20 protein-coding genes are annotated in these 25,308 nt (G+C 61.2%); 10 read left to right on the forward strand and 10 right to left on the reverse strand.

Annotation, left to right across the window (positions count from 1 at the left end):
• A complete protein-coding gene (locus BW995_RS08920) occupies positions 1 to 888 on the reverse strand; it encodes a glycine--tRNA ligase subunit alpha (protein WP_076399851.1) in 888 nt (295 codons plus the stop codon).
• Between the two features lie 399 nt (positions 889 to 1,287).
• Between BW995_RS08920 and BW995_RS08925 the strand changes: the two genes are divergently transcribed.
• A complete protein-coding gene (locus tag BW995_RS08925) occupies positions 1,288 to 3,249 on the forward strand; it encodes a cache domain-containing protein (RefSeq protein ID WP_076399852.1) in 1,962 nt (653 codons plus the stop codon).
• Between the two features lie 87 nt (positions 3,250 to 3,336).
• Here the strand turns inward: BW995_RS08925 and BW995_RS08930 are convergent, their stop codons facing one another.
• The 4 genes from BW995_RS08930 to BW995_RS08945 all read right to left on the reverse strand — a co-directional run bounded on the left by BW995_RS08930 (position 3,337) and on the right by BW995_RS08945 (position 10,201).
• Entirely contained in the window at positions 3,337 to 4,572 is a 1,236-nt protein-coding gene (locus BW995_RS08930; RefSeq protein WP_076399853.1) for a cation:proton antiporter, read from the reverse strand.
• Positions 4,573 to 4,835: 263 nt separating this feature from the next.
• Entirely contained in the window at positions 4,836 to 7,103 is a 2,268-nt protein-coding gene (gene ptsP / locus BW995_RS08935; protein WP_076400414.1) for a phosphoenolpyruvate--protein phosphotransferase, read from the reverse strand.
• A gap of 249 nt (positions 7,104 to 7,352) precedes the next feature.
• Positions 7,353 to 8,384: an NAD(P)H-dependent flavin oxidoreductase gene (locus BW995_RS08940; RefSeq protein WP_076399854.1), complete on the reverse strand. Its 1,032-nt coding sequence runs from the start codon at positions 8,382 to 8,384 to the stop codon at positions 7,353 to 7,355.
• Positions 8,385 to 8,980: 596 nt separating this feature from the next.
• Positions 8,981 to 10,201 carry an aspartate kinase gene (locus tag BW995_RS08945; RefSeq protein ID WP_076399855.1) on the reverse strand — a complete coding sequence of 407 codons (1,221 nt, stop codon included), beginning with the start codon at positions 10,199 to 10,201 and terminating at the stop codon, positions 8,981 to 8,983.
• A 186-nt stretch (positions 10,202 to 10,387) separates the two neighbouring features.
• On the opposite strand from BW995_RS08945, the gene ubiG reads away from it, so the two are divergent.
• The 3 genes from ubiG (at position 10,388) to BW995_RS08960 (ending at position 12,760) form a co-directional block, all read left to right on the forward strand.
• A complete protein-coding gene (ubiG, locus tag BW995_RS08950) occupies positions 10,388 to 11,131 on the forward strand; it encodes a bifunctional 2-polyprenyl-6-hydroxyphenol methylase/3-demethylubiquinol 3-O-methyltransferase UbiG (RefSeq protein ID WP_076399856.1) in 744 nt (247 codons plus the stop codon).
• A 202-nt stretch (positions 11,132 to 11,333) separates the two neighbouring features.
• Entirely contained in the window at positions 11,334 to 11,576 is a 243-nt protein-coding gene (locus BW995_RS08955; RefSeq protein ID WP_139332839.1) for a hypothetical protein, read from the forward strand.
• A 29-nt stretch (positions 11,577 to 11,605) separates the two neighbouring features.
• Positions 11,606 to 12,760 (forward strand): DUF4236 domain-containing protein, encoded by a 1,155-nt coding sequence (locus BW995_RS08960; RefSeq protein WP_281251130.1) that lies wholly within the window; start codon positions 11,606 to 11,608, stop codon positions 12,758 to 12,760.
• 24 nt (positions 12,761 to 12,784) lie between these two features.
• Here BW995_RS08960 and BW995_RS08965 read toward each other — a convergent pair whose 3' ends face one another.
• Together BW995_RS08965 and BW995_RS08970 are read right to left on the reverse strand one after the other, a co-directional pair.
• Entirely contained in the window at positions 12,785 to 13,102 is a 318-nt protein-coding gene (locus tag BW995_RS08965) for an antibiotic biosynthesis monooxygenase family protein (RefSeq protein ID WP_076399859.1), read from the reverse strand.
• A gap of 42 nt (positions 13,103 to 13,144) precedes the next feature.
• The gene (locus BW995_RS08970; RefSeq protein ID WP_084194703.1) at positions 13,145 to 13,903 is read right to left on the reverse strand and encodes a hypothetical protein; all 759 of its coding nucleotides are present in this window, start codon (positions 13,901 to 13,903) and stop codon (positions 13,145 to 13,147) included.
• A gap of 475 nt (positions 13,904 to 14,378) precedes the next feature.
• Between BW995_RS08970 and BW995_RS08975 the strand changes: the two genes are divergently transcribed.
• The 5 genes from BW995_RS08975 (at position 14,379) to BW995_RS08995 (ending at position 19,286) form a co-directional block, all read left to right on the forward strand.
• Positions 14,379 to 15,140, forward strand: coding sequence for a proteasome-type protease (locus tag BW995_RS08975; protein ID WP_076399860.1), 762 nt, complete (start codon positions 14,379 to 14,381; stop codon positions 15,138 to 15,140).
• Between the two features lie 129 nt (positions 15,141 to 15,269).
• Positions 15,270 to 16,481, forward strand: coding sequence for an argininosuccinate synthase (locus tag BW995_RS08980; RefSeq protein ID WP_076399861.1), 1,212 nt, complete (start codon positions 15,270 to 15,272; stop codon positions 16,479 to 16,481).
• A gap of 241 nt (positions 16,482 to 16,722) precedes the next feature.
• The gene (locus BW995_RS08985; RefSeq protein WP_139332840.1) at positions 16,723 to 17,460 is read left to right on the forward strand and encodes a hypothetical protein; all 738 of its coding nucleotides are present in this window, start codon (positions 16,723 to 16,725) and stop codon (positions 17,458 to 17,460) included.
• A gap of 26 nt (positions 17,461 to 17,486) precedes the next feature.
• Positions 17,487 to 18,428 (forward strand): bestrophin family protein, encoded by a 942-nt coding sequence (locus BW995_RS08990; protein ID WP_076399863.1) that lies wholly within the window; start codon positions 17,487 to 17,489, stop codon positions 18,426 to 18,428.
• Positions 18,429 to 18,470: 42 nt separating this feature from the next.
• Positions 18,471 to 19,286: a YdcF family protein gene (locus tag BW995_RS08995; protein ID WP_076399864.1), complete on the forward strand. Its 816-nt coding sequence runs from the start codon at positions 18,471 to 18,473 to the stop codon at positions 19,284 to 19,286.
• On the opposite strand, the gene BW995_RS09000 is transcribed toward BW995_RS08995, so the two are convergent.
• Positions 19,274 to 20,311 (reverse strand): methyl-accepting chemotaxis protein, encoded by a 1,038-nt coding sequence (locus BW995_RS09000; RefSeq protein ID WP_076399865.1) that lies wholly within the window; start codon positions 20,309 to 20,311, stop codon positions 19,274 to 19,276. The genes BW995_RS08995 and BW995_RS09000 overlap by 13 nt on opposite strands.
• Before the next feature lie 203 nt (positions 20,312 to 20,514).
• The gene (locus BW995_RS09005; RefSeq protein ID WP_076399866.1) at positions 20,515 to 21,804 is read right to left on the reverse strand and encodes a dicarboxylate/amino acid:cation symporter; all 1,290 of its coding nucleotides are present in this window, start codon (positions 21,802 to 21,804) and stop codon (positions 20,515 to 20,517) included.
• Positions 21,805 to 22,358: 554 nt separating this feature from the next.
• On the opposite strand from BW995_RS09005, the gene BW995_RS09010 reads away from it, so the two are divergent.
• On the forward strand, positions 22,359 to 24,248 hold the full coding sequence (locus BW995_RS09010; protein WP_322099116.1) for a potassium transporter Kup: 1,890 nt from the start codon (positions 22,359 to 22,361) through the stop codon (positions 24,246 to 24,248).
• A gap of 66 nt (positions 24,249 to 24,314) precedes the next feature.
• Here BW995_RS09010 and BW995_RS09015 read toward each other — a convergent pair whose 3' ends face one another.
• Positions 24,315 to 25,295, reverse strand: coding sequence for a LacI family DNA-binding transcriptional regulator (locus BW995_RS09015; RefSeq protein WP_076400417.1), 981 nt, complete (start codon positions 25,293 to 25,295; stop codon positions 24,315 to 24,317).
• Positions 25,296 to 25,308: the final 13 nt, after the last annotated feature.

Genomic DNA, 25,308 nt, shown 5'->3' on the forward strand with positions numbered 1-25,308 from the left:
TTAACCCTCTGCCTTCAGATGCCCACGCGATTTCAGCCAGCCTTCACAGCAGGCCTTGGCGAGCGCACGCACCCGACCGATATAGGCGGCGCGTTCGGTGACCGAGATCACCCCACGGGCATCCAGCAGGTTGAACCGATGGCTGGCCTTGATGCACTGGTCATAGGCGGGCAGGGCAACCCCGGCCGCCAGCAGGTTCTGGCATTCGGCTTCGGCGTCCTTGAACTGCTGGAACAGCATGTCGGTGTTGGCATGTTCAAAGTTGTGCGCCGAATATTCGACTTCGGCCTGATGGAACACGTCGCCGTATTTCACCCCGTTGCCGTTGAAGTCGAGGTCGTAGACGTTTTCCACGCCCTGAATGTACATCGCCAGTCGTTCCAGACCATAGGTCAGCTCGACCGCCACCGGATCGCATTCGATGCCGCCGACCTGCTGGAAATAGGTGAACTGGGTGACTTCCATGCCGTCGCACCAGACTTCCCAGCCCAGACCCCACGCGCCCAGCGTCGGGCTTTCCCAGTCGTCTTCGACAAAGCGGATGTCATGGGCCGACGGGTCGATGCCCAGCGCCTTCAGGCTTTCCAGATACAGGCCCTGCGCATCGGCGGGCGATGGCTTCATGATCACCTGAAACTGGTAGTAATGCTGCAGGCGATTCGGATTCTCGCCATAACGGCCATCGGTCGGGCGGCGGGACGGCTGGACATAGGCCGCACTCCACGGCTCGGGGCCGAGGGCGCGCAGGGTGGTGGCCGGGTGAAAGGTCCCCGCGCCGACTTCCATGTCGTAGGGCTGCAAAATCACACAGCCCTTGTCGGCCCAGAATTGTTGCAGGGTTAAAATGAGCTGCTGAAAGCTGCGCTTGGGCGTACCGGATACGGCCATGGGACTCGTCTCGCTGGAACAAACTGAAAAAAGAAGGTGCCCGAAAGCTATCCGCCCGCCTACCCTGTGGTCAAATGCCTTTTGCGTCTTGCGGCCATCTTATCGCCGGGGTGGGGGTGTTTTTGGCTTGGGCGGATGCTTACTTGCTCCTTGGGAGATGGATGTATATCATTGCATGGCGCGCAGTGGGTGTTTTGGTGCAAACAATTGTTCACCCAGCGTTGTTGTGGTGGTATGGCTGATATGCGTCACTTTTTCGGGGTGTTGCCGTATCCTGTCTTGGCGTAGCGTCTGCGGTGGATTTCGCTCCGGTTGTAGAACCATGTGCGGGTGTTCCGTTTTGTCATGGATGAGCGATCGGTCAGGTCGTAATACCGTATTCGGGGAGGGGTTTTCATCATGCTGTCGAGCCTGCGTATTTCCGTCCGGCTTTGGCTTCCTTTGACGATTTTGCTGCTGGCTCTGGTCGGGTTGTCCGCCTTTAGCGCCCGGTTGATCTGGACGCAGATGATCGAATCCCGCGAAGACAAGGTCCGGTCGGTGGTCGAAGCCGAGCTGACAGTCCTGAGCAACTTCCATGAAAAGGAAGTCGCTGGGGAACTGACCCGCGAACAGGCGCAGGCGCAGGCCCGCAAGGTGTTGCGGGAATCCCGTTATAACGGCAGCGAATACTTCTTTGCCTATGACAGCAAGGGCCTGACCATGGTCCACGGCCTGTCGCCCAATCTTGAAAACACCAACCGCTATGACATACAGGACAAGCAGGGGCGCTATCTGATCCGCGAAATCGTTGCCCTGGGGCAGACGGATAGCGGGGGCTTCACCCGCTACATGACCCCCAAGGTCAAGGACGGTCCGCAAATGGACAAGGTGTCGTTCGTCGCCCCGTTCAAACCGTGGGGCTGGGCTTTGGGCAGCGGCCTGTATCTGGATGATGTGCAGGATACCTTCATGCGGGTGATGGCCGGGTTTGGCGCCGTCGTCGTCCTGCTGCTGATTGTCTCTGGCACGCTGGCGGTGGTGGTGGCCCGTTCGATCACCCGCCCGCTGGGACGACTGACGGCCAGCATCAGTCAGATTGCCGAAGGACAAACCCGTCAGCCGACCCCGGATACCGACCGCAAGGACGAACTGGGGGCGATGGCACGGGCCACCGAAGTCCTGCGGACCACCGTCGATGAAGCATTCCGTTTGCGGCAGATGGTTGAATTCCAGCCGGCCAAGGTGATGTTGTGTCACCCGGAAACACTGGAAATCACCTATGCCAACAAGGCCGCCCGTGACCTGCTGGACCAGATGCTGAAATCGCACGGCATGTCGTCGGCCGATGCCATTGGCGCGCCGGTGACCAAATTCCACCGCAACAGCAAGATCATTACCGACCTGCTGAAGAACCCTGAAAAGCTGCCCTACAAAGGCAAGTTCACCATGGCCGGAGTGGTGATCGAAAACTACGTGACGCCGATCTCTGATCGTGACGGAACCTATCTGGGGCCGATGCTGAACTGGGATGACGTGACCAAATACGTCCGTCTGGCCGATGATTTTGAAAAGAAGGTGCGCGGCGTGGCCGGGCAGGTGTCCGAATCTGCCCGCCACCTGCTGGCCGATGCCGAAGAAATGCAGCACATCGCCAGTGATGTGAGTGAGCGTTCGGCTGGTGTTGCCTCTGCGGCTGAGGAAATGGGGATCAACGTCCAGACCGTCGCCTCGGCAACCGAGGAGTTGTCGGCTTCGCAGGGTGAAATCTCGCGCAGCATCGACAGCACCGCCGAGGGTGCCAACAAGGCCGCGGCCTCGATGGCCACCGCCACCGCTACCGTGCGGCAAATGGAAAAGGCCGCCGGTCAGATCGGTGAAGTGGTCGAACTGATTACCGCCATTGCCGAACAGACCAACCTGCTGGCGCTGAATGCCACCATCGAAGCCGCCCGTGCCGGGGATGCCGGAAAGGGCTTTGCGGTGGTCGCCAACGAGGTGAAAAACCTCGCCAACCAGACCAGCCGCGCCACCGATACCATCCGTGATACCGTCGGTGACATGCAGACGGCGACCCGGCAGGCGGTCGATGCCATTACCGATGTCAGTGAAATCGTTGACGACATGAAGCGAATGGCGGCGATGGCGGCCGATGCGGCCGAGCAGCAAAGTGCCGCCACCAACGAAATCGCCCACAATGTGCAACAGGCTTCGTTGGCGACGCAGGATGTGACCAGCAACATCACCACCGTTGCCAGCGGGGCCGATACCACCAATTCCCGCACACTGGCCATTCGTCAGGCCGCCGAGGAGCTGTCCGAGGCGTCCCACCTGCTGGAAACCGAGGTGGATAATTTCCTCGGTTACATGCGAAATCACTAATTTTAATGGCGTTTGTGAGAAAAGGGAGGGGCGGCTTTTATCAGAGCCGACCCTCCTTTTTTTGGCATGTTCTGATGGGGTGTGGCCTTACCCGCGTGGGCTTTCCTGTGCATCCCTGCCAAGGAAAAATTCGGCCAGTGGGCGGGCGAGGGCGGTGGTGAGCAAGGCCATCAAGACCATGCCGGAAAAGGCGCTGGGGGACAGGATGCCGCGTTCCAGCAGCATGGTCAGCACCACCAGTTCCATCAATCCCTTGCAACTGACCAGTGCCCCCAGGGCCAGCGCCCTGTTCCAGCTTTGGCCTTGCAGGCGGGCGGGGAGTGCCGCAGCCAGCATCTTGCTCGACAATGAGGCGATGGTGGTCAGGGCAAATACCAGTCCAGCCCCGGACGCCCAGACAAAGTTGGTCTTCAGGCCGGTGGACATGAAAAAGAACGGCAGCAGGACGGCCATCAGAAAGGCTTCCACCCGGTCGAGAACCTGCCGGGCCACCGCTTTGGGGATAATGGCTCCAAAGGCAAAGCCACCGACCAGCGCGTGCAGACCGAGGTTTTCGGTGATCAGGGCGGACAGCGACACCCCAACCGACAGGAACACCACATGTCGCTCGGTGATCTCGACCGGCGAGCCTGCCCGCACCAGATAGGCGGCCAGCATTGGACGCACCACAAACCACAGCGCCGCGCCATAGGCGAGGCTGCCACACAGCACCAGTCCTGCCTGCCACCAGTGTTCGCCTGCACTGATCGCCAGCAGAATGGCGATGGCGATCCACAAGGCGGCATCATTGACGGCGGCACAGCCGAGGGCTTCGTTGCCGATCCAGGGCGTCTGCAGGTTCATTTCACGCAGGATTGCCGCCAGCACCGGCAGGGCGGTCACCCCAACCGCAATGCCGACCCCCAGCGCAAAGGCCCATGGCGAGGTTCCTTCCCCCGCAACGCCCGGCACCAGCCACAGCAACAGGCCCCCCGCCACACAGCCCGCCGCGGTTGGCACGGCAAAGGTGGCGGTGCTGGTGATGGCAAAGGCCCGGCCCCGGCCCTGAAATTCGGTCACGTCAAAGTGCAGGCCGGTGGCAAAGGCAAAATAGGTGATCCCCAGCCAGACCAGCCCATTCCAGCTGTCCAGCACGCGGGGCGGGAACAGCACCGACCAGAATTCCGGGGCCAGTGTTCCCAGCACGGTCGGCCCAAGCAGCAGGCCAACCAGAATTTGCACCACCACCAGCGGCATCCAGCGCCGTCCCCCGATGCTCCACAGGATGTAAGGCAAGCCAATGACGGCCGCAGCGTGCAGCAGGAACAGGGCGACGGGGGCCATTTTTTACCTTACCGGGGGATGACAAAAGATCATGGAGCGCTGCTCCACACCTCGCTGGGGCCTTGAGGCCCCAGACACCACTCCTTTGATCATAAAAGAAAAAATGGGGGTTCGGGGCCTCAGGCCCCGAATGGGTCTGGGCGATAGCCCATTCTTTTCCACCAACAGTCGTGTACTGTGATCTGACGCGGACATGCTGGTCTAACCTTTTGATCTGTCGCATTGTTTTTGCGAAAACCGGTTTCCACTTTTCGCACAATGCTCTAAATCCTCACTCCGTGATCCAGGGCAAAGGCCCGCAACTTGCGGCGCACGGTCCGGTCCGGGCTGTCCAGCAACGGCAGCAGATAGGCGCGGATTTCCGCCAGATTGGCGCTGAGCAGGGCCGCCTTGACCGGGCCGATACCAGCGGCGGCCATGCTGAGGGTGCGGACCCCCATCGCGGCCAGCGCCAGGGCTTCCAGCGGACGCCCGGCCATTTCACCACACACCGACAGGGTAACCCCCGCCGCCGAGCATTGTTCGGCCAGCGACTTGATCATGGTCAGCACCGGGGCCGACAGCGAGTCATAGCGGTCGGTCACCCGCTGGTTGCCGCGATCGGAGGCAAACAGGAATTGCAGCAGGTCATTCGAGCCGACTGAGATGAAATCGACATAGCGCAGCAATTGCGGCAATTGCCACAGCAGGGCCGGGACTTCCAGCATCGTTCCAACCCGTTGCGCAATCGGCGGCACGCCGCCCGAGGCGACATGCTCGTCGATTTCACGCTGCAACAGGGCGCGGGCCTGCAACAGCTCGGCGACTTCGGCGATCATCGGGAACATGATGCGCAGCTCGCGCCCGGCCGAGGCGCGGACCAGCGCGCGGATTTGCTGACGCAGGATGGCCGGGCGATCAAGGGTGATGCGGATCGACCGCCAGCCCATCGCCGGGTTTTCTTCCGGGTCGCCGTGCCAATAGGGCAGCACCTTGTCTGACCCGACATCCAGTGTGCGGAACACCACCGGGCGACCGGCAGCCGCATCCAGAATGCGGCTGTACAGCGCCGTCTGGGCCGCGACATCCGGCAGCGACGGGCGGGCCATGAACGGCAGCTCGGTGCGGTACAGGCCGATGCCTTCGGCGCCGGTTTCATCCAGGTTGGGTAGGTCGATCAACAGCCCGGCATTCAGCATCATGGTCAGCGGCACGCCGTCACGGGTGACGGTGGGGGTGCCTTTCAGCGAGGCATACAGCTCCAGTTGCTTTTGCCGCACCTGCAACGAGCGTTCAAAGGTTTCGCGCACGTCGTCGGACGGGCGGACAAATACCTGTCCGTGGTCGCCCTCGATGATCAGCGGGTCCCAGCTTTCAACGATCGAGAACACGTCCTTGACCTGCGCCACCACTGGCAGGTTGAGGGCGCGGGCGACGATCACCGCATGCATGGTGCGCGAGCCTTCTTCCATCACCAGCCCGCGCAGCTTGCTGCGGTCATAGTCGAGCAGCTCGGTCGGCCCCAGATTACGGCAGACCAGAATGGTGTCGTCGGGCAGATCCTTGATGTGGGCGCGGCCTTCTTCGCCCACCAGATGGTGCAGCAGGCGGTTGGCGAGGTCTTCGAGGTCGTGCAGGCGTTCGCGCAGGTAAGGGTCGGTGACCTGTTGCATGCGCACGCGGGTGTCGTCGTGGACGCTTTGTACCGCCCGTTCGGCGGATACGCCCGAGCGCACCTTGTCGGAAATCTTGTTCACCCACCCCTTGTCGTCGGCAAACATGCGGTAGGTTTGCAGGATTTCGTGGAAATCCCCCACCACTTCGTCGTTGTGAATCATCGCATCCAGCTCGCTGCGCAGCGAGGACAGGGCGAGGTTCAGGCGGACCAGTTCGGCTTCGGGGTCTTCGGCCACCAGACGGCTGACGCGGACCTGTGGCTGGTGCAGCACGGCAGTTCCCAGACCGACGCCGCCGTTCAGCCCCAGGCCTTCCAGACGCAGCGGCAGCAGGCCGATGCCGTCGGCGGGCAACAGTTCCTCACGGCTGACCACCTGTGCGGTGGCCAGCAGCTCGGCCAGAATCATGGTGACGGTTTCGAGGGTTTCCACCTCGACGTCGGAATAGCCGCGTTCCTCGCGGTTCTGCACCACCAGAACCCCGATCACCCGCGAGCCACGGATGATCGGCACCCCCATGAAGGAGTGGAACAGTTCTTCGCCGGTTTCCGGGCGATAGGCAAACGACGGGTGCGACCAGGCATCGGCCAGCGCCAGCGAGCGGCCATGGGCGGCGACTTCGCCCACCAGACCTTCGCCCACCCGCAGACGGGTCTGGTGGACGGCGGTCTGGCGCAGACCATGGGTGGCGAACAGCTCCAGCACTTCGCCCGCGCGCATCACATAGCAGGAACAGACAGCAGTGCGCAGGGACTCGGCGATGGCATGCACCACCTTGTCCAGCCGTTCCTGGGCGGAACCGCCCCCGGCCATCACGTCGCGCAGACGGGACAGCAGGCGGCGCGCTACATCGGCATCGGCATTTGCTTTGATCATGCCATGTTCCCAAGCCTTGGTATCATCGGCCACTGGCCTTTGACGGTCTGACGGGCCAACCCGGCCCGCGTGGGGGATTCGGGCCGAGGTGGCCCGGAAGACGTCTCATGCCTCAGGGATCCTGAATGACACCTGAGGATGGATTACCTATGGTAGTGCGCTTGATAGAAGAACAGCCGAGAGATGGCTATCCCCAAAAAGCGCCACCACACCCCCTTGTCCCCCCGGCAAGGCGGTGTGGTTTCAGTCTTATGCCGACAGTGCGACCGCGCGGGCTTCCAGAGAAGCTACGGCCTGGGCAACCAGTTCGGCAATGATTTCTGCCGTCGATTGCTCTTTGGTCACAAGGCCAACGCTCTGGCCAGCCATCACCGAGCCGTATTCCACGTCGCCGTCGATCACCGCCCGCCGCAGGGCGCCAGCCCAGAAATGTTCGATTTCAAGCTGGGCTTCCTTTTGATCCAGCTCGCCGGACAGGAAACGGTCGATCACCTTGCGTTGATGGTCCATGAAGGCATCGGTGCCCTTGTTGGTCAGGGCACGCACCGGAATGACCGGGAAGCGCGGGTCAATCTGGACCGTCGGCACCGCTTCGCGGGCGCTGGCGCGCAGAAAGGCCTTTTTGAAGTTTTCGTGGGCGATGCATTCGGTGGCACAGACGAAACGGGTGCCCAGCTGCACCCCGGCCGCGCCCATTTCCAGATAGCTGACCATCGATTCACCGCGGGCGATCCCCCCGGCGACGAACACCGGCACGTCGCGGATTTCCGGCAGGATTTCCTGCGCCAGCACGGTCAGCGACACCGGGCCGATGTGGCCGCCGGCTTCCGAGCCTTCGATCACCAGCGCGTCAGCACCGGAGCGAATCAGCTTTTTGGCCAGAACCAGCGCCGGGGCAAAGCACACCACCTTGGCACCGCCAGCCTTGGCGCGCTTGATGGCGGCAGCGGACGGCAGGCCGCCAGCCAGCACGATGTGGGATACCCGGTTGGCGAGGCAGGTATCAATCAGCTCGTCCAGTTGCGGGTGCATGGTGATCAGGTTGACGCCAAAGGGCTTGCCGGTCAGAGCCTGGGTGGCCTTGATTTCGGCGTCCAGCAGCTCGGGTCCCATCGAGCCGCAGGCGATCACTCCGAATCCACCGGCGTTCGAAATCGCTGCCACCAGATTGCGTTCGGAAACCCACGACATCGCCCCGCCCATAATGGCGGATTCGGTGCCGAGGAAGTCACGCCCACGGGCGCAGAGCTGTTCCAGTCGAGCCTGTCCGTTGAAGGCCATAGAGTACCCCTGCCTGACAAAGCCGCTCCCCGCTGATGGGGTGCGGGATATGATCATGATCAGCCCTTATGCCGTAAGGGCATTACTGTACACCAGAGTATCGTGGCAGAACCATGGTTCATGCACGATGGGTGCCTGTGAGAGGCCAGTGTGCGTTACGCCTGACGCCACGGTACACGACAGTTGTGGAGCAGGAACGGGCTACCGCCCGAACCCGTTCGGGGCCTGAGGCCCCGATCCCCCATTTTTTTCTCAATATCAAGTCAATGGGGTCCGGGGCCTGAAGGCCCCGGCGAGGTGTGGAGCAGCGCTCCACGTCCTTGCTTTTTTACTGTCGTGGACTGTGACCTGATGCAGGCACACTGGTCCAACTCTTTGTTCTGCCGCATTGTTGTTGCGAAAACCGGTTCCCACTTTTCGCACAATGCTCGTTTATATTGTCGCATTGTTGTTGCGAAAACCGGTGCCCACTTTTCGCACAATGCTCGAGTGCTCTGAAAACGGGCGGCCCCGGCAAATGCCGCGCCGCCCGTCGTCAGTGCTCGCCATTTTCAGACGTGATCGCCGTTGCTCCCGGACCTGTCCGGGCAACGGGATCAGGCGGCGTCCATACCATAGGCCGTGTGCAGGGCACGGATGGCCAGTTCGGTGTATTCTTCGGCGATCAGCACCGACACCTTGATTTCCGAGGTGGAGATCACCTGGATGTTGATGCCCTTGGCCGACAGGGCCTGGAACATGGTCTGGGCGACTCCGGCGTGGCTGCGCATGCCGACGCCGATCACCGACACCTTCACCACGTTGGAATCAGCGACCAGTTCCTGATAGCCGAGGGTTTCCTTGGCGTCGGTCAGCACCTGCACGGCGCGTTCCAGATCGGTCTTGGTGACGGTAAAGGTCAGGTCAGTGGCGCCGCCACCGTGCGAAACGTTCTGCACGATCATGTCAACGTTGACGTTGGCATCGGTCAGGGGGCCAAAGATCGAGGCGGCGACGCCCGGACGATCAGCAACTTTCACCAGGGTGATCTTGGCTTCGTCCCGCGAATAGGCGATGCCGCTGACAAGTTCCTTTTCCACGATTTCATCCTCGTCGCAGATCAAAGTTCCGGGCGCGTCCGAGAAGCTCGACCGCACCTGTACGCGCACATTATGCTTCATGGCCATTTCGACCGAGCGCACCTGAAGCACCTTGGCGCCGAGCGAGGCGCTTTCGAGCATTTCTTCGTAGGTGATCTTGTCGAGCTTGCGGGCCTTGGACACAATCCGCGGGTCGGTGGTGTAGACCCCGTCCACGTCGGTATAAATGTCACAGATGTCGGCCTTCAGCGCCGCCGCGAGGGCAACAGCCGACGTATCCGAGCCACCACGGCCCAGAGTGGTCACCCGGTTGTCCGGGCCCAGCCCCTGGAAGCCTGCCACCACGGCCACCTGGCCCTGGCTCATGCGTTCGATGATGGTGTCGGTTTCGATGGTGGTGATACGGGCTTTGGAGTGGGCGCCGTCGGTGCGGATCGGCAGCTGCCAGCCCATCCAGGACCGGGCATTGACGCCCGCTTCCTGCAAGGCCAGAGCCAGCAGACCAATCGTTACCTGTTCGCCGGTGGACACCACCGCGTCGTATTCACGGGCATCGTGCAAAGGCGCAATCTGGCGGCAGAAATCGACCAGCTTGTTGGTTTCCCCCGACATGGCGGAGACAACGACTGCGACTTCGTTTCCAGCCTCAACTTCGGCCTTCACACGGCGGGCCACGTTCTTGATGCGATCAATGTCGCCCACCGACGTGCCGCCGAATTTCATGACAATGCGGGCCATGGGAGAAACATCCCTCGTGCTCGAAAAAACATCCCGCCCGGTTGCCGGAACCGACGGGCGGGTATACATACTCTGGACAATGGTCTAAACGCAAGGACCGCAGCCGCATGGTTGCGTGCCGTTCGTCTTTTTTGTTTCATTCGCCATCCCTGTCCATCATTCCCGGCCCGCCGCAGGAGATTATCCATGGCCAACGCCACTCCCTCGACTGCTCTTCCCGAAGAACTGGCCAAATTTGAAGCCATGGCCGACAGCTGGTGGGACCCCGAAGGCAAGTTCAAACCCCTGCACCAGTTCAACCCCGAACGACTGCGCTTTATCGTGCGGCAGGCGGCGGCCCGTTTCGGGCGGGACGAGACGGCGGACCGGCCCTTTGAAGGTCTGCGCCTGCTGGATGTCGGTTGTGGTGGCGGGTTACTGTGTGAACCGCTGGCCCGGCTGGGTTTTTCGGTGACCGGCCTTGATGCGGCGGAAAAGAACATCAGGATTGCCAGCCTGCACGCGGAAAAGATGGGTCTTGCGATCGATTACCGCTGTGATCTGGTCGAAAAGCTGGCCGAACGGGGCGAGCAGTTCGATGTGGTGTTGACCATGGAAGTGGTTGAGCACGTTGACAACGTTGACCTGTTTCTGGCCGCCTGTTCGCACATCGTGGCTCCGGGGGGGCTGCTGTTCGGGGCAACGATGAACCGCACGCTGAAATCACTGGCGATGGCCAAGATCGGGGCGGAATACATTCTGCGCTGGTTGCCGCGCGGTACTCACGACTGGCGCAAGTTCCTGAAGCCGAGCGAATTTGTCGGCTCCTTGCGGGCGTCCGGGCTGGTGGTTGATACCCTGAAGGGGATGAGCTTCAACCCGATTGCCGGGACGTGGAGCCTGACCGATGACCTGTCGGTCAACTATCTGCTGTCGGCCAGCAGGAATTAAGGTCGGGCAGCTCTCTCCCCGGCCTGATTACCGCTTCCTAACCCGCTGTTTTTACGATAGGGCTTGCGTCTTTCCAGGAACGTGGAAAAATTGGCATGTGCAGGGGCACCCTCTTGGGACGAGAGGGTTGAAGCGGGGCGGTGACGCTCTCATATGCACCTGATTGCCGGCGCGAAACAAGAACAACCATCGAGGTATCCCAATGACGCGAAAGACCATCGAGCTAGGGCAGCGTTTCCAGGAGATGGATAACCCGCGTGGCCTGTGGGAAGTTGAGTTCATTTATTCTGATGGGCACGGTGTGCCGCATGCCCGTCTGCGCAATGTCAAAACGCGCGTTGATGCGCGGACGTACAGTTGCGCTGTCATTCTGGATGGGCGCCGGTTCCGGCCAGTGATGGCCGAGGTTGCTGCTCCGGTCGAAGCGGTGGCCAAGGACGCCTGAAGCGATAAAAGGTTGGTGGTCCGGTGGGTGTGCGGTTCCAGAAGCGGGTCCAGGTTTTTCCCGGTGTGCGTCTGAATTTCAGCCGCAGCGGCGTCAGCGCCACGCTGGGAATGCAAGGGGCAAACGTGACGGTGGGCAAGGATGGCGTTCATGCCAATCTTGGCCTGCCGGGCAGCGGTGTGTCCTGGCGCGAGAAAATCGTCTCGTTTCCTCCGGGGGCGGTGGACCCGCAAAGCCCCGCTCGTTGGCCAGAAGGGCAGGGGAGCAATACCCCTGCGGACTCCCTGCCCGAAATTGCCAGCGCCCCGCTGGAGCAGATCGCCAGCGCCGGTCTGGCCGAGTTGCGCCGCCTGATTTTCGAAGCCGGAGCGCAACGGCGAGGCCTGAAGGCATCGTTGGGCGAGCAGCGCCACCTGCTGAAAAAGGCCGAGGTCGAGTTGGCTCAGGCCCGGCAGTGGTGGCGGAAAATCTTTCTCGGGCCCAAAATTCCCCTGCTTGAAGAACGCGTCGAGCGGTTCCAGACCGATGTGCGTGAGCTGGAGCAGGCCCTGAGCGCCAGTGCCATTGATCTGGACCTTGATCTGGAACCGGCGGTTCTGGATGCCTTTGTCGCTCTGGCGCGGGCATTCGAGGATTTGCGCACCTCCAGCCGTATCTGGGATATCACCCGCCAGCGCGATGATGGCCGTCCCGACAGTCAGGATCTTCAGCGCCGACCGGTCCATTTCAGCTTTGCCGACAGTGCGCTGCTGAAATGCCAGATGCGGGCAATGATGTTCGGCAATGCCAACGGCAGCGACATGCACCTGTACCCGATGTTCGTGCTGATGCGGGCACAGGGCGACGACTTTGCCCTGATTGATCCGCGCGACATCGTGATCAGCTATGAGGCTGTCAGCTTTGTCGAGGACCAGCCGGTTCCCAGTGATAGCCGGGTGGTGGGCGAAGGATGGGAAAAAGTCACCAAAACCGGCGAGCGCGACCGCCGGTTCGGGCGGAACCGCACCTTGCCGACCGTATTGTACGGAGCGTTGAGTGTTTATAGCCGGGCGGGCCTGAATGAACGCTGGCTGGTTAGCAACGCATCGTTTGCCGAACGCTTCGCCCGCGCATGGGCGGCCTATCAGCGGGTGCTGCCGCCGCTGGAAGGGCAGGGCTATTTCGGCAATGGGGCCGAGTTGTAGCTGTTGTGCCTGTGGCCTTGACTCTCAGGCCCCTCTGGCGCGTTCGACCTTTGCCACCACCAGCTTGTACTCCTGATACCAGTGGTCCCGCCCACGGGCCTGCGCCTGCCGGTGTTCCAGATCGGCGCGCCAGGCGGCGATGGCCTGTTCACTGTCCCAGTAAGAGACGGTGATGCCGAAGCCCTGATCATCACGGGTGCTGTCAACGCCGAGATAGCCGGGGCGGGCGGTGGCCAGTTCGACCATCCGCTCGGCCATGGCGCCATAGCCATTGTCACCGGCGGTGCGCTGACTGACGAAAATCACCGCATAGCATCCAACCGGGGGAATGAAGGCGGACATGCTTGCTCCTGTCGAGGGAGGGGGAGGAATTGGCTCCCCACCTTACCCCCGTGCGTCGGCTGCGGCAAGTTGACGCCATGCCTGAATGGCGGCGCGGACCCCCGGCAGGGGGCTGGAGACCACCTGATAGCGATCAGCGGGCAGCAGCGGTGCGGCTCCGGCCATCGACGGCTGGTTGAGCAGGATGACGCCCCCGGCAGGCACCATCAGGGTGATGGCGTCGGCAATCGAGTGCCGGAAATCCCGCCGCAGGCCGTCCTGAAACAGGCTCCACGGTTCGGGCAACAGCAGCGGGCGAACGGTGATGCCGGCACGCACGCGGCTTTCAAGAGCGGCAAACAGGGCCAGTGTAGGGGCAAAGGTGCCGGCCAGACAGGCGGCGACGTGGACCACGCCTGACCCTTCGCAGGCAGCGAAATAGGCGTGCTCGGCGGCGGCATGGTCAATGCGCTGCACCAGAATGTCGGGGTTTTGCTCGCCGTAGCGTTCGGCACAGGGCCCCAGCGTGGCGCAGGTACACACCAGCACGCGGGCTCCGCGTTCGGCCAGATGATCAAAGGCCGTATAGGCGTGCTCGGCCAGATCGGCCGTCAGGGCGCCGCGATGGCGGGCGGTGGCGAGATCCGAGCGGGCGACTTCGTGGCGGACGGGAATTTCCGGTGCCAGATCGGTCATCAGGGCACCAAACGTGGCAACATGTCCCGGTGCCGTGTGTAGAAAGCTGATGCCGCCAAAGGGGCGGTCGCTGTCACTGTACGGGGTGTCGGCTCGCAGAGTGGACGGATGAACGGTCTTGGTCATGCGGTCTCCTGTTTGTGGCAGGGGTGAAACGGATATGGCACCTGTCAGATGAAGAAATGAACCATAGAGACGACGGATGCGTGCTGTCTGCATCGCTCCCTATCATGGGGTCGTTAAACAGGCTTGTCACCCGTTTGCGGAGCTTTTGATGAAAATATCACTGTAAAAACATATTTTATCCTGCGGAGTGGTTCTGAAAAAAATGAACATCCGTTTTGGGTGATCGACACCTTTGGGCGTGCCAGCCTGTGACTGTCGTGCGAAGGCATTGAAAGACGGGCGGAACCCCTCGTGTTGCAATCCCGAAGGCCCTCTTTTCGACCTGCTGCCGGGCTGGTAGAGTGCGGCCGCTTTGCAGATTTTGCCTGCCATGCCGAACGGGTGTGGGGTACAGGCTCTGCCGTACTGGTATGTGTGCCCTGTATGAGTCGGGCGGTGTGTCCGGGGTCAGGGATGCTTTGATGCGGGGGTAGGAATGACGTATTGCCTTGGAATTTCCCTTGATGCCGGGCTGGTGATGATGTCCGACAGCCGGACCAATGCCGGGGTCGATCATGTGGCACAATTCCAGAAGATGCGGGTGTGGGAACAGCCCGGCGAGCGGGCAATCATCCTGCTGTCAGCCGGGAATCTGGCGATCACCCAGGCGGTTGTGTCCCATCTGGAGGACAAGGTGCGCCTGCCCAAAGCCGAAGCCGCGGCCCGCAAGAAGCAGGGCACCCTGTTGACCTGCCCCGGCATGACGGTGGCAGCGCAACTGGTCGGCGATGCGGTGCGCAAGGTCTATGACCGCGATGCCGAGCGCCTGAAGCAGCAGGGGAGCGACTTTGTGGCGTCGTTCCTGCTGGCCGGGCAGATCAAGGGCGGGCCGATGCGGCTGTTCATGGTTTACTCGGCGGGCAATTTCATCGAGGCCAGTTCCGACACCAATTTCCTGCAGATCGGCGAAACCAAGTACGGCAAGCCGATTCTTGACCGGGTGGTCAATCCACTGACCCCGCTGCCCGAGGCGGTGAAGTGCGCGCTGGTCAGCGTTGATTCAACCATGCGTTCGAACCTGTCGGTGGGCTGCCCGATCGATGTGGCGGTGATCCGCACCGATGAATGCCGCATCTCGTGGCGTCGCCGCTATGCCGAGACTGATCCGTACTGGGGCAATCTGCGCCGCCAGTGGGGCGACGGGGTGAAAACCATCTTTGGGCAGCTGGATGACCCGGACCTGAGCGACGGGAAATAACCCCCGTTTACAGGGGTGGTTGCGGCAAAAAGAGGCCCTGCCGGTGGCGCGGGGCCTTTTGTTTGCCGATTGGCTCCCCTATACTCCGGCGCGTTTTCTGTTTTCATCCGTTCCTAAAGGGGCGTTCCCATGAGTAAGGGCGACATTAAAAAGGTCGTACTGGCCTATTCGGGTGGTCTTGACACCTCGATCATTCTGAAGTGGCTGCAAGACACCTATAACTGCGAAGTGGTGACCTTCACCGCCGACATCGGTCAGGGCGAAGAGCTGGAACCGGCTCGCGCCAAGGCCGAGATGCTGGGCATCAAGGAAATTCACATCGAAGACCTGCGCGAAGAGTTCGTGCGTGACTTCGTGTTCCCGATGATGCGCGCCAACGCCCTCTACGAAGGCGTCTACCTGCTGGGCACCTCGATTGCCCGTCCGCTGATCGGCAAGCGCCTGATCGAAATCGCGCAGGCCACCGGGGCCGATGCCATTTCGCACGGTGCCACCGGCAAGGGGAACGATCAGGTTCGCTTTGAACTGACCGCCTACGCCCTGAAGCCCGACATCAAGGTCATTGCGCCGTGGCGCGAGTGGGACCTGAACAGCCGGACCAAGCTGATCGACTATGCCATGAAGCACCAGATTCCGGTGCCGAAGGACAAGCACGGCGACGCTCCGTACTCGATGGACGCCAACCTGCTGCACATTTCCTATGAAGGCAAGGCGCTGGAAGATCCGTGGGTTCAGCCCGATGACGACATGTTCCGCCTGACCGTGTCGCCGGAAAAGGCGCCGGACACCCCGGAATACATCGAAATCGAATTCGTCGGTGGTGACGCCGTTGCCGTCAATGGCGAAAAGCTGTCACCGGCTGCCCTGCTGACCAGGCTGAACGCGCTGGGCGGCAAGCATGGCGTGGGCCGTCTGGATCTGGTGGAAAACCGCTTTGTCGGCATGAAGTCGCGCGGCGTGTACGAAACCCCGGGTGGCACCATCCTGCACATCGCCCACCGTGCGATGGAAAGCATCACCCTCGACCGTGAGGAAGCTCACCTCAAGGACGGCGTGATGCCGAAGTACGCCGAGCTGATCTATAACGGCTTCTGGTACGCGCCGGAACGTCTGGCCCTGCAGGCCCTGATCGACCAGACCCAGAAGAACGTCACCGGTGTCGTTCGTCTGAAGCTGTACAAGGGCAATGCCTCGGTGGTTGGCCGCAAGTCGCCGGTTTCGCTGTACCGCATGGACTATGTGACCTTCGAAGAAGACACCGTCTATGACCAGTACGACGCCAACGGCTTCATTCGCCTGAACGCCTTGCGTCTGCGTCTGGGCAAGCTGGCGCGCGGTTAGAGCGTTTTCCGTTTTCCCTGAATCGGGTCAAACGCTCTAACATCTTGTGTTTCTAGCAAATACGTCGTCGCAGATGCATCCATCTGCTCGGGATTTGCTCTAACGCACGCTGGCCGCAGGCCGTGTTTGACAAGGCCGGTTCTTCTCTGGCAGGCGGCATGTGTCGTCTGTCAGGGGAGGGCGGTCTTGTTTTTTATCATCTGACGTGTTTGATGTTTTCTGATTTTCCAAGGGCGCCCCGATGACGTCGTACCCCCGCAGACACCAGTTGCAGACAGTCGTTCGCCCTGTCTGGCGTGCCCTTGCCGGGATGGCGGCCCTGGCGCTGTCGGCCTGTGCCTCTGCACCGCTCGACCTGTCGCCGGACGAATGGGACAGCCTGACGCCGGAACAGCAGCAACTGGCGCTCGACAAGCAGGCCGAGGTTGATGCCCTGAGCAGCAGCCTGAGCCTCGAGGCATCGCGCAATGCCGCCCTGTCGGCAATCAGTGAAAGCGCCCGCAACATTCGGGTCGATGCGCGCCGCAAGCGTGCCCGCTTGGGGGACATTCTGGAATGCGCGCTGGAGGAATCGCAGGGCGGCGAGGCCGTCGGTGGTCTGCCGCTGGCACCGGTGGGCTTTGAGGTGGTGCGCGGCGAAGCCAAAACCATTGGCGTTGGGCTGGCGGCACGGGTGAAGGATCGCTCACAGGTTATACCGCCGCCATATCTGTTGTTCCTTGATTATGCCGATAGCGGGCTGGTGTTGCGGCTGTGCTCGGAGTCCTCGATTGCGCCGGGGGTCCCTGCGCCGGTGGATCGCTGTGCGACTGTTGCAGCGCCGTTCCGCGATTTTAGCAATGGGATCACTCGTGTAATTACGGTACCTGATCTGATCGCCAGCGCCTCGGTTCGCTGCGTGTTCGCTCCGGGGGCGCCGGTGCAGGTGATCGACATCCAGGATGATCTGGAACAAAAGCCTGTCTCCGTCAGCCCCTGACTTTCCACAGGTTAAGGGATACGGCGGTGATTGTCCGGAAACGCCCGCGCGGGTGGCAGCTCTTTTTCATTGTCCGGGGGTCGATTCTTTATTCGATCCGCTGGTCGTTGCTGGTGAATACCTTGCTGGCCATTGCGGTGACCTATGTGCACGGCAATCTGTTCAAGGTCAAAATCACCCTGACCACCATTCCGTTCACCCTGATCGGGCTGGCACTGGCGATTTTCCTCGGGTTCCGCAATTCGGCCACCTATGACCGCTATTGGGAAGGCCGCAAGCTGTGGGGCGAACTGGTCATCCAGACCCGGGTGCTGTGCCGCCAGATTCTGGCCTATGCCAATCCGACCGATTTCCGCCACAGCGGCACCCATCAGGACCCCGAACAGGACACGCAGGTTCGCCGCCTGATCGCTTTTTCCCATGCCCTGCGGCATCATCTGCGCGATACCGATCCGCAACCGGACATCACCCCGCACCTGTCCGACGAAGACCTGAGCCGCTGTCTGAAGGCCCAGCATCGCCCGGAATCGCTGCTGCACCAGATGGCCCGCCAGTTCGATCAATGGCAGCAGGACGGGCGCTTGCGGGAAATTACCGCCATGGAGCTGGACAAGGGCCTGAGTGCCTTGCAGCGGGTGGTGGGGGCCTGCGAACGCATCAAGCATACGCCGCTGCCGTTTTCCTATACCCTGATGCTGCACCGTACGGCGTATCTGTACTGCCTGCTGTTGCCGTTCGGGCTGGTCGATACCATCGGCTTCATGACGCCGGTGGTGGTGGCGATTGTGTCCTATACCTTTTTCGGCCTCGATGCTCTGGGGGACGAAATCGAGGAGCCGTTTGGCATGTCGCCCAATGACCTGCCGCTGAGTGCCATTTGCCGGTCCGTTGAACGGTTGCTGCGCGAGCAGTTGGGCGATGACGACCTGCCGCCGCCGCTGGAGCCGGATAACCACTGTCTGAGCTGACCGTTTACCGGATGCTCTGCTCTGCCCCTGCTGGAGGTGGCGATGTTTTTTGTCTTGTCCAAAGTCCTGAGCGTTGCCCTGTCTCCGCAATTCCTGTTGCTGGTCCTGCTGGCGCTGGCATTGCTGGCCAGTCTGCGCAAGCGAAGCCCGGGGGTCTGGCTGGTGCTGGCATTGCTGTGGCTGGGGGTTGGCGATTATTCAACACTGGCCCCGATGGGGTTGAACTGGCTGGAAAACCGCATACCGCACGCTACGGTCTGGCAGCAGGATGACGGCCCCGAAGGGATCATTGTGCTGGGCGGGGCCATTGATCAGGCTGCCAGCAACAATGGCCGGGGGGAAATCGTGCTGGGCAGCGGGGCCGAGCGATTCACCGAAGCCCTGCGGCTGGCGCGCGACTATCCCCGTGCCAAGGTGGTGTTCAGCGGCTTTTCCGGGCTGCTGGACCCGCAAGGGGAAAACGAGGGCGAGCTGGCCTATCGGCTTGCCACCGGTCTGGGGCTGGACCCGGCACGGATCGTGCTGGAAACCAGATCGCGCAACACGGCGGAAAATGCCCGTGAGGTTGCTGCCCTGCTTCACGACCGTCCAGCGGACAAATGGGTGCTGATCACCTCGGCCTTTCACATGGCGCGGGCGGTTGGCTGTTTTCAGGCAACGGGCTGGGTGCCCCAGCCGTGGGCGGTGGACTATCGCACCCCGCCACAGGTGGAATGGGGTGTGGGCCGTCGCGAAGGATTCAGCGCAGGGGGGCTGTTGGGGCATGAAGTCGTTGGACTGCTGGCATACTGGCTGACCGATCGCATTCCGACCCTGTGGCCCGCCCCTGCAATGGCAGCAGAGGGTCAGGTGAAATAATAGCCCTGTCCGGTTGGGGCGGGCGATTGCACCAGCACGCCATACCACCCCAGCCCGCGATAGGTTTCAAAACCCGGCGTCAGGGCATAGCCGATCATGGTGCCGTCAGGTTGGCCATAGCTGCCACGGGTGCCGTCGATCAGGCGCAGGGGAAAGTGCTCTTCCAGCACTCCGCGATTGTCCGAGGCGGCGATCACATGATGGGTGCGGTCCAGCAGAACAACACGGGTGCGGCTTTTTTCTTCTTCGGTCAGGCGCAGCGAGTTGACCACCGAGGCCGATTGGGTTTCCCAGTCGAAAAAGATGCCCAACGTACCGATGGCCGGGCTGTTGCTGGCACTGTCGGCGCGGATGGCGGTGGCATAGGTGGCTACGGGGCGGTCTCCCAGCAAAGGCGCGCGCCGGATGTCATCGACGACAAAGTCATCACCCGAGGCGGTCTTCATCGCCGCCTGGAACCAGCGCTCGTGGCGTACCGACTGACCCGTGACGGGATACTGGTCCGGGCGACCACTGGCGATGATGGTGCCGTCGGCATCGGTGACCCACAAATCGAGATAAACCGTATAGGCCCCCAAAATCACTGCCAGCCGCTGGTTCGCGTGCTGTCGTGCCACAGCGTCATCTGGCTGGCTGCACAGGTCGGTCATCGCACTGTCGGTGGCCCACCAGCGCACATCGCACGAGCGTTCGTACAGGTTGCGGTCGATCACTTCGATCACATAGGACGCCAGATCGGCCAGCCGGGCCCCGCGCACCTGCTCGGCGGTGCTTTGCAGCTCTGCCACCTCGTGTTCGAACATCAGGCGCAGTTCGTGGGCGATTTTGGTCACCCGTTCTGAAATGCCGTTCACCTCGTGGGCCACCACTGCAAAACCTTTCCCGGCGTCGCCCGCACGGGTGGCTTCGATCAGGGCGTTCAGGGCCAGCAATCTGGTGGCTCTGGTCACGCCTTGAATTTCGCCGACTTTGGCGGTGGTCAGGTCTGACATTTTGGTGGCAAGGCCAAGGATGCGATCCGGCATGGCGGGAAACCCTTGAAAAGATGGTGATTATACTTTTTGTCGCATGAGTCTACCTGTGGTGTTGCACTGTATGATGTTTTATTGTGCGGTCAATTAAATTGCATGAAAAATGATCTTTTTCATCGCATGAGCCAAAAATGAAAAACGCCGCTGCGAGTGTGCGCAGCGGCGTCGTTCAGCACGGAAACAAACTGCAGGGGTCGTCAGGCCTTTTTGGCCAGGGCCGCCTGCAGCTTTTCGGTATCCAGTTCTTTTTCCCAACGGGCAACAACGATGGTCGCCACCGCGTTGCCAACAAAGTTGGTCAGGGCACGGCATTCGGACATGAAGCGGTCAACACCAAGGATCAGCACCATGCCGGTGACCGGCACCGACGGCACCACCGACAGGGTGGCGGCGAGGGTGATGAAGCCTGCACCGGTGATCCCGGCCGCGCCCTTGGAGCTGAGCATCGCCACCAGCAGCAGGGTGATCTGGTCGCCGATCGACAGGTCGATGTTCATCGCCTGGGCGATAAACAGGGCGGCGAGGGTCATGTAGATGTTGGTGCCGTCAAGGTTGAAGGAATAGCCGGTGGGGATCACCAGACCAACGACCGAACGCTTGCAGCCGGCCTTTTCCATCTTTTCCATCAGGCTGGGCAGGGCGGCTTCGGACGACGAGGTACCCAGAACCAGCAGCAGCTCTTCACGGATGTAACGCAGCAGCGCAAAAATCGAGAAGCCGTTGTACTTGGCAACCGCCCCCAGAACCACCAGCACGAACAGCAGGGATGTGAAGTAAAAGGTCCCGATCAGGAACAGCAGGTTGGAAATCGAGGCGATTCCGTACTTGCCGATGGTAAAGGCCATCGCCCCAAAGGCACCGATCGGGGCAGCCTTCATCAGGATCGCCACCAGCTTGAAGATCGGCAGGGTCAGACCATGCAGGAATTCGGTCACCGGGCGGGCCTGATCACCGATCATCGCCAGCGAAATGCCGAACAGCACCGAGAAGAACAGCACCTGCAGAATGTCCCCGCTGGAGAACGCCCCGACAATGGTGGTCGGGATGATGTCCATCAGGAACTTCACCACCGTCTGTTCATGCGCCTTGGTGGCGTAATCGGCGACGGCCTTGGCATCAAGGGTCTTGGGGTCGATGTTCATCCCGCTGCCCGGATGGACAACGTTTGCCACCACCAGGCCGATGATCAGCGCCAGGGTCGAAAAGGTCAGGAAGTACAGCATTGCCTTACCCGCAACGCGACCGACCTTTTGCAAATCAGACATCCCGGCAATGCCGGTTGCCACGGTCAGGAAGATCACCGGCGCGATGATCATCTTCACCAGACGAATGAAGGCATCCCCCAGCGGCTTCAGCTCGACGCCAAGCGAGGGGTAAAAATGTCCAAGGGCGATACCAATGGCGATCGCCACCAGCACCTGCACATAGAGCATCTTGTAAAATGGGATCTTGCCGTGCGGCACGGGGGCCGAATGAGGCGTGTGCATTCCGTTCTCCTGTAAACCCGTCCGTGGCCACCCTTGCGGGCCTCTCTCTCTCTTTGGGGGTGGTTTCCCGATCCCCACGCGCCAGGACGCGATAGCCTCTTATCAAAAGAGAGCGGGCTTGCAAACGACAGAACGTAGAGGTCCCTATAATACGGTTATTATTTTATAATGTTTGATCAGGCATCTTTTGTAATTTTTGTGCGCATGGTGGGGTGCTTGAATACACTCACTAAATATTCAATTTTACGCATAATAGAACTTTCTCAAGGCGATAGCGTATGGAACAGCTTCGCTGGAAAACTGTTTCATTGGTTACGAATGAGTAATGTTGGATAAGACGAATCACGGCAAGGAAAAAGCACCATGACGTTACGTCACCTGTGAAAACAGACAAGCTGTGGTCTTTTCATGGCTGCCATTCCGAAAATGCGGCAGTGCACAATCATCTTTCGGTCCGACTCCGAAAGGATAAAGACGGGAAAATATTCTCCTTGCTGCACCGCGCAAAGGTGCTAAGCATGGAAGGTTGATTGAGGCTGCCATCGAGAGCAATCGTGACTCAGGACTCCACCGCCTCCCGCCCCCCCGCCTTGTCTGCCTTGATGCTGGGGGCGCTGGGTGTTGTTTTTGGTGACATTGGAACCAGCCCTCTTTACGCCCTGAAGGAATCATTTTCTCCGGAACACGGCCTTCCCATCAGTCAGGCGAATGTGCTGGGGATTCTGTCGCTGGCCATCTGGTCAATCACGCTGGTGGTATCCACCAAATATGTCGTTTTTGTGATGCGAGCGGATAACCGTGGCGAAGGTGGCGCGTTCGCCTTGCTGTCGGTGATTCATCGTGTTCTGACCGACAAGCCGCGTCTGTCCGGGGTGGTCACCATTCTGGGCTTGCTGGCTGCCTGCCTGTTTTACGGTGACAGCGTCATTACCCCCGCCATGTCGGTGATGTCGGCCATCGAAGGGCTGGAAATCGCCCTACCCCAAATGGACAGCTATGTCGATGTGATTACCGTTGCCATCCTGATCGGTCTGTTCGCCATGCAACGGCTGGGGACCGATGGTGTTGGCAAGGTGTTTGGCCCGATCACGCTGGTATGGTTTCTGGCGATTGGCTATCTGGGGGTGCGTACCATCGGGCAGGCTCCGGCGGTGATGGCGGCGTTCAGTCCGCATTACGCCATCAAGTTCCTGATGACCAATGGGTTGCATGGCTTTTCCGTGCTGGGGTCGGTGGTGCTGGCGATTACCGGCGCCGAGGCCCTGTATGCCGACATGGGGCATTTCGGGCGGCGGCCAATCCGCCTGACCTGGTATCTGATCGTCTTGCCGTCGCTGATCCTGAACTATCTCGGGCAGGGGGCGCTGATCCTGCATGACCCGACGCTGGTCGGGAATCCGTTCTTTTACATGGTCCCCAAGATCATGCTGGTGCCGATGGTGATTCTGGCGACCTTTGCCACCATCATTGCTTCGCAGGCGGTGATTTCGGGGGCATTCTCGCTGACCTGGCAGGCCATCCATCTGGGGTTCCTGCCGCGGATGCGGATCGTTCATACCTCGAAAGACCACATGGGGCAGATTTACATCCCGTTCGTCAACTGGACGCTGATGGTGGTGGTCGTCGCCCTGGTGCCGATTTTCCAGACCTCGTCGAATCTGGCCGCCGCCTATGGGGTGGCGGTGACCACGGTGATGGTGATCACCCTGATGATGATCGCCGTGGCGATGCGGTATCTGTGGAAATGGGCGATGTGGCGGATCGTGGTCGCTTGTCTGGTGTTCGGCATGCTGGATGTGGCGCTGTTTTCAGCCAACATCATCAAGGTGCCGGATGGTGGCTGGTTGCCGCTGGTGATTGCGGCGGTGTTGTTTGTGATCATGATGGCGTGGCAGGCCGGGCGTCGGGCTTTGGCGGCGGCGCAGGAACAGGACTCCATGCCGCTGGAGGATTTCCTGTCACACCTGTCACCATCCACGGTGCGGGTCCCGGGCCATGCGGTGTTCCTGATGGGGCCGGGGCAGGGGGCGCCGCTGTCGTTGCTGCATAACGTCAAGCACAACAAGGTGATCCACGAGCGGATGATCTTCCTGACCGTATCAATGGAAGAGGTGCCGGTGATCCCGCAGGAGCAGAAAGTGGTGCGCCACGAGCTGTCGCCGGGGGTGCAGCGGATGTTCCTGCGCTATGGCTATATGGAAGCGATCAACATTCCGCGCACTCTGGCGCGGGCGACCGAGGCCCAGTTGGGGTTCTTTTACGAGCCGCTGGCGATGTCCTATTTCCTGTCGCGCGACAACATTATGGTCAATGGCCGCTCGCCGTTGCCGTGGTGGAAAGCTGGCCTGTTCAGCTGGATGGCGCGCACGGCGGCCAGTGCCACTGACTATTTCCAGTTGCCGCCCAACCGGGTGGTCGAACTGGGGGGGCAGACGTTCCTGTAATGGGGGGCTGACGATAAAAAAAAGGGCGCTGCCATGGTGCAGCGCCCTTTTTTTTATCGTGGTCTCTTATCGGGTAATGCTGGAACCCCGGACAATACAGCGCCCTTGCAGGACGATGCGGCGGGCCGGGCGGGTGGGGGTTTTCATCCGTTCAAACAACAGGTCCATGGCGGTCTGCCCGATTTCGTCCACCGGTTGTTCGATCACCGTCAGGCCGGGGCCGACCAGTTCGGTCCATGGTTCGTTGTCAAAGCCGACCACCGCCAGTTCGTGCGGGATCTGTGTCCGCAGGTTGCGCAGGGCGCGGACCATCCCGGCCAGAATTTGCCCGTTGCTGGCCAGCAGGGCCTGCGGATGCTGACCGCTGACCAACCAGTCGCGGGTCGCGCTCTCGGCGGCTTCGGTGCGGGGGGCGATGAAACGGGTCGGGGCGGGCAGACCTGCTGCGGCCAGCGTTTCGGCAAAGCCGGCGTGACGCTGTGCCCCGGTGGTTGACGTATTGCCGAACAGGCCGCCAATGTGGCGATAGCCCTGCGCCAGAAGATGCTGCACCAGTTGGCTGGCAGCCTCGTGATTGTCCAGCACCACCGCGTCATAGGAGCAGTCTTCCGGGCAGCGGTCGATCAGCACGGTCGGAAAGCCAAAGCCGTTGGCTGGCAGGCGGTTGCTCATGGTGCTGGTCGGCGCATAGATCATCCCGCTGACCCGTTCTTCCTGCATCAGGCGCAGGTACAGGGCCTCGCGTTCGGGATTTTCATCGGTATTGCACAGAATGACCCGCATGTCGGCCTGATAGGCGGCTTCTTCGACTGCCCGGCTGACGGCGGTGAAAAACGGGTTGCGGATGTCAGACACCACCAGCCCCACCGTCCGGGTGTGCTGGGAGCGGAGTCGGCGGGCCGACAGGTTGGGATGATAGCCGGTCGCGGCAATGGCGGCCTCGACACGTTCGCGCAAGGCTGCGCTGACCGGACCATTTCCCAGGGCACGGGACACGGTAGCCACCGAAACTCCGGCATGGAGGGCGACGTCTTTGATACTGGTCATTGTCAAGCTGGGA

This window comes from Insolitispirillum peregrinum (genome assembly GCF_900156605.1).
In the GTDB taxonomy this organism is placed as follows: domain Bacteria; phylum Pseudomonadota; class Alphaproteobacteria; order Rhodospirillales; family Rhodospirillaceae; genus Insolitispirillum; species Insolitispirillum peregrinum.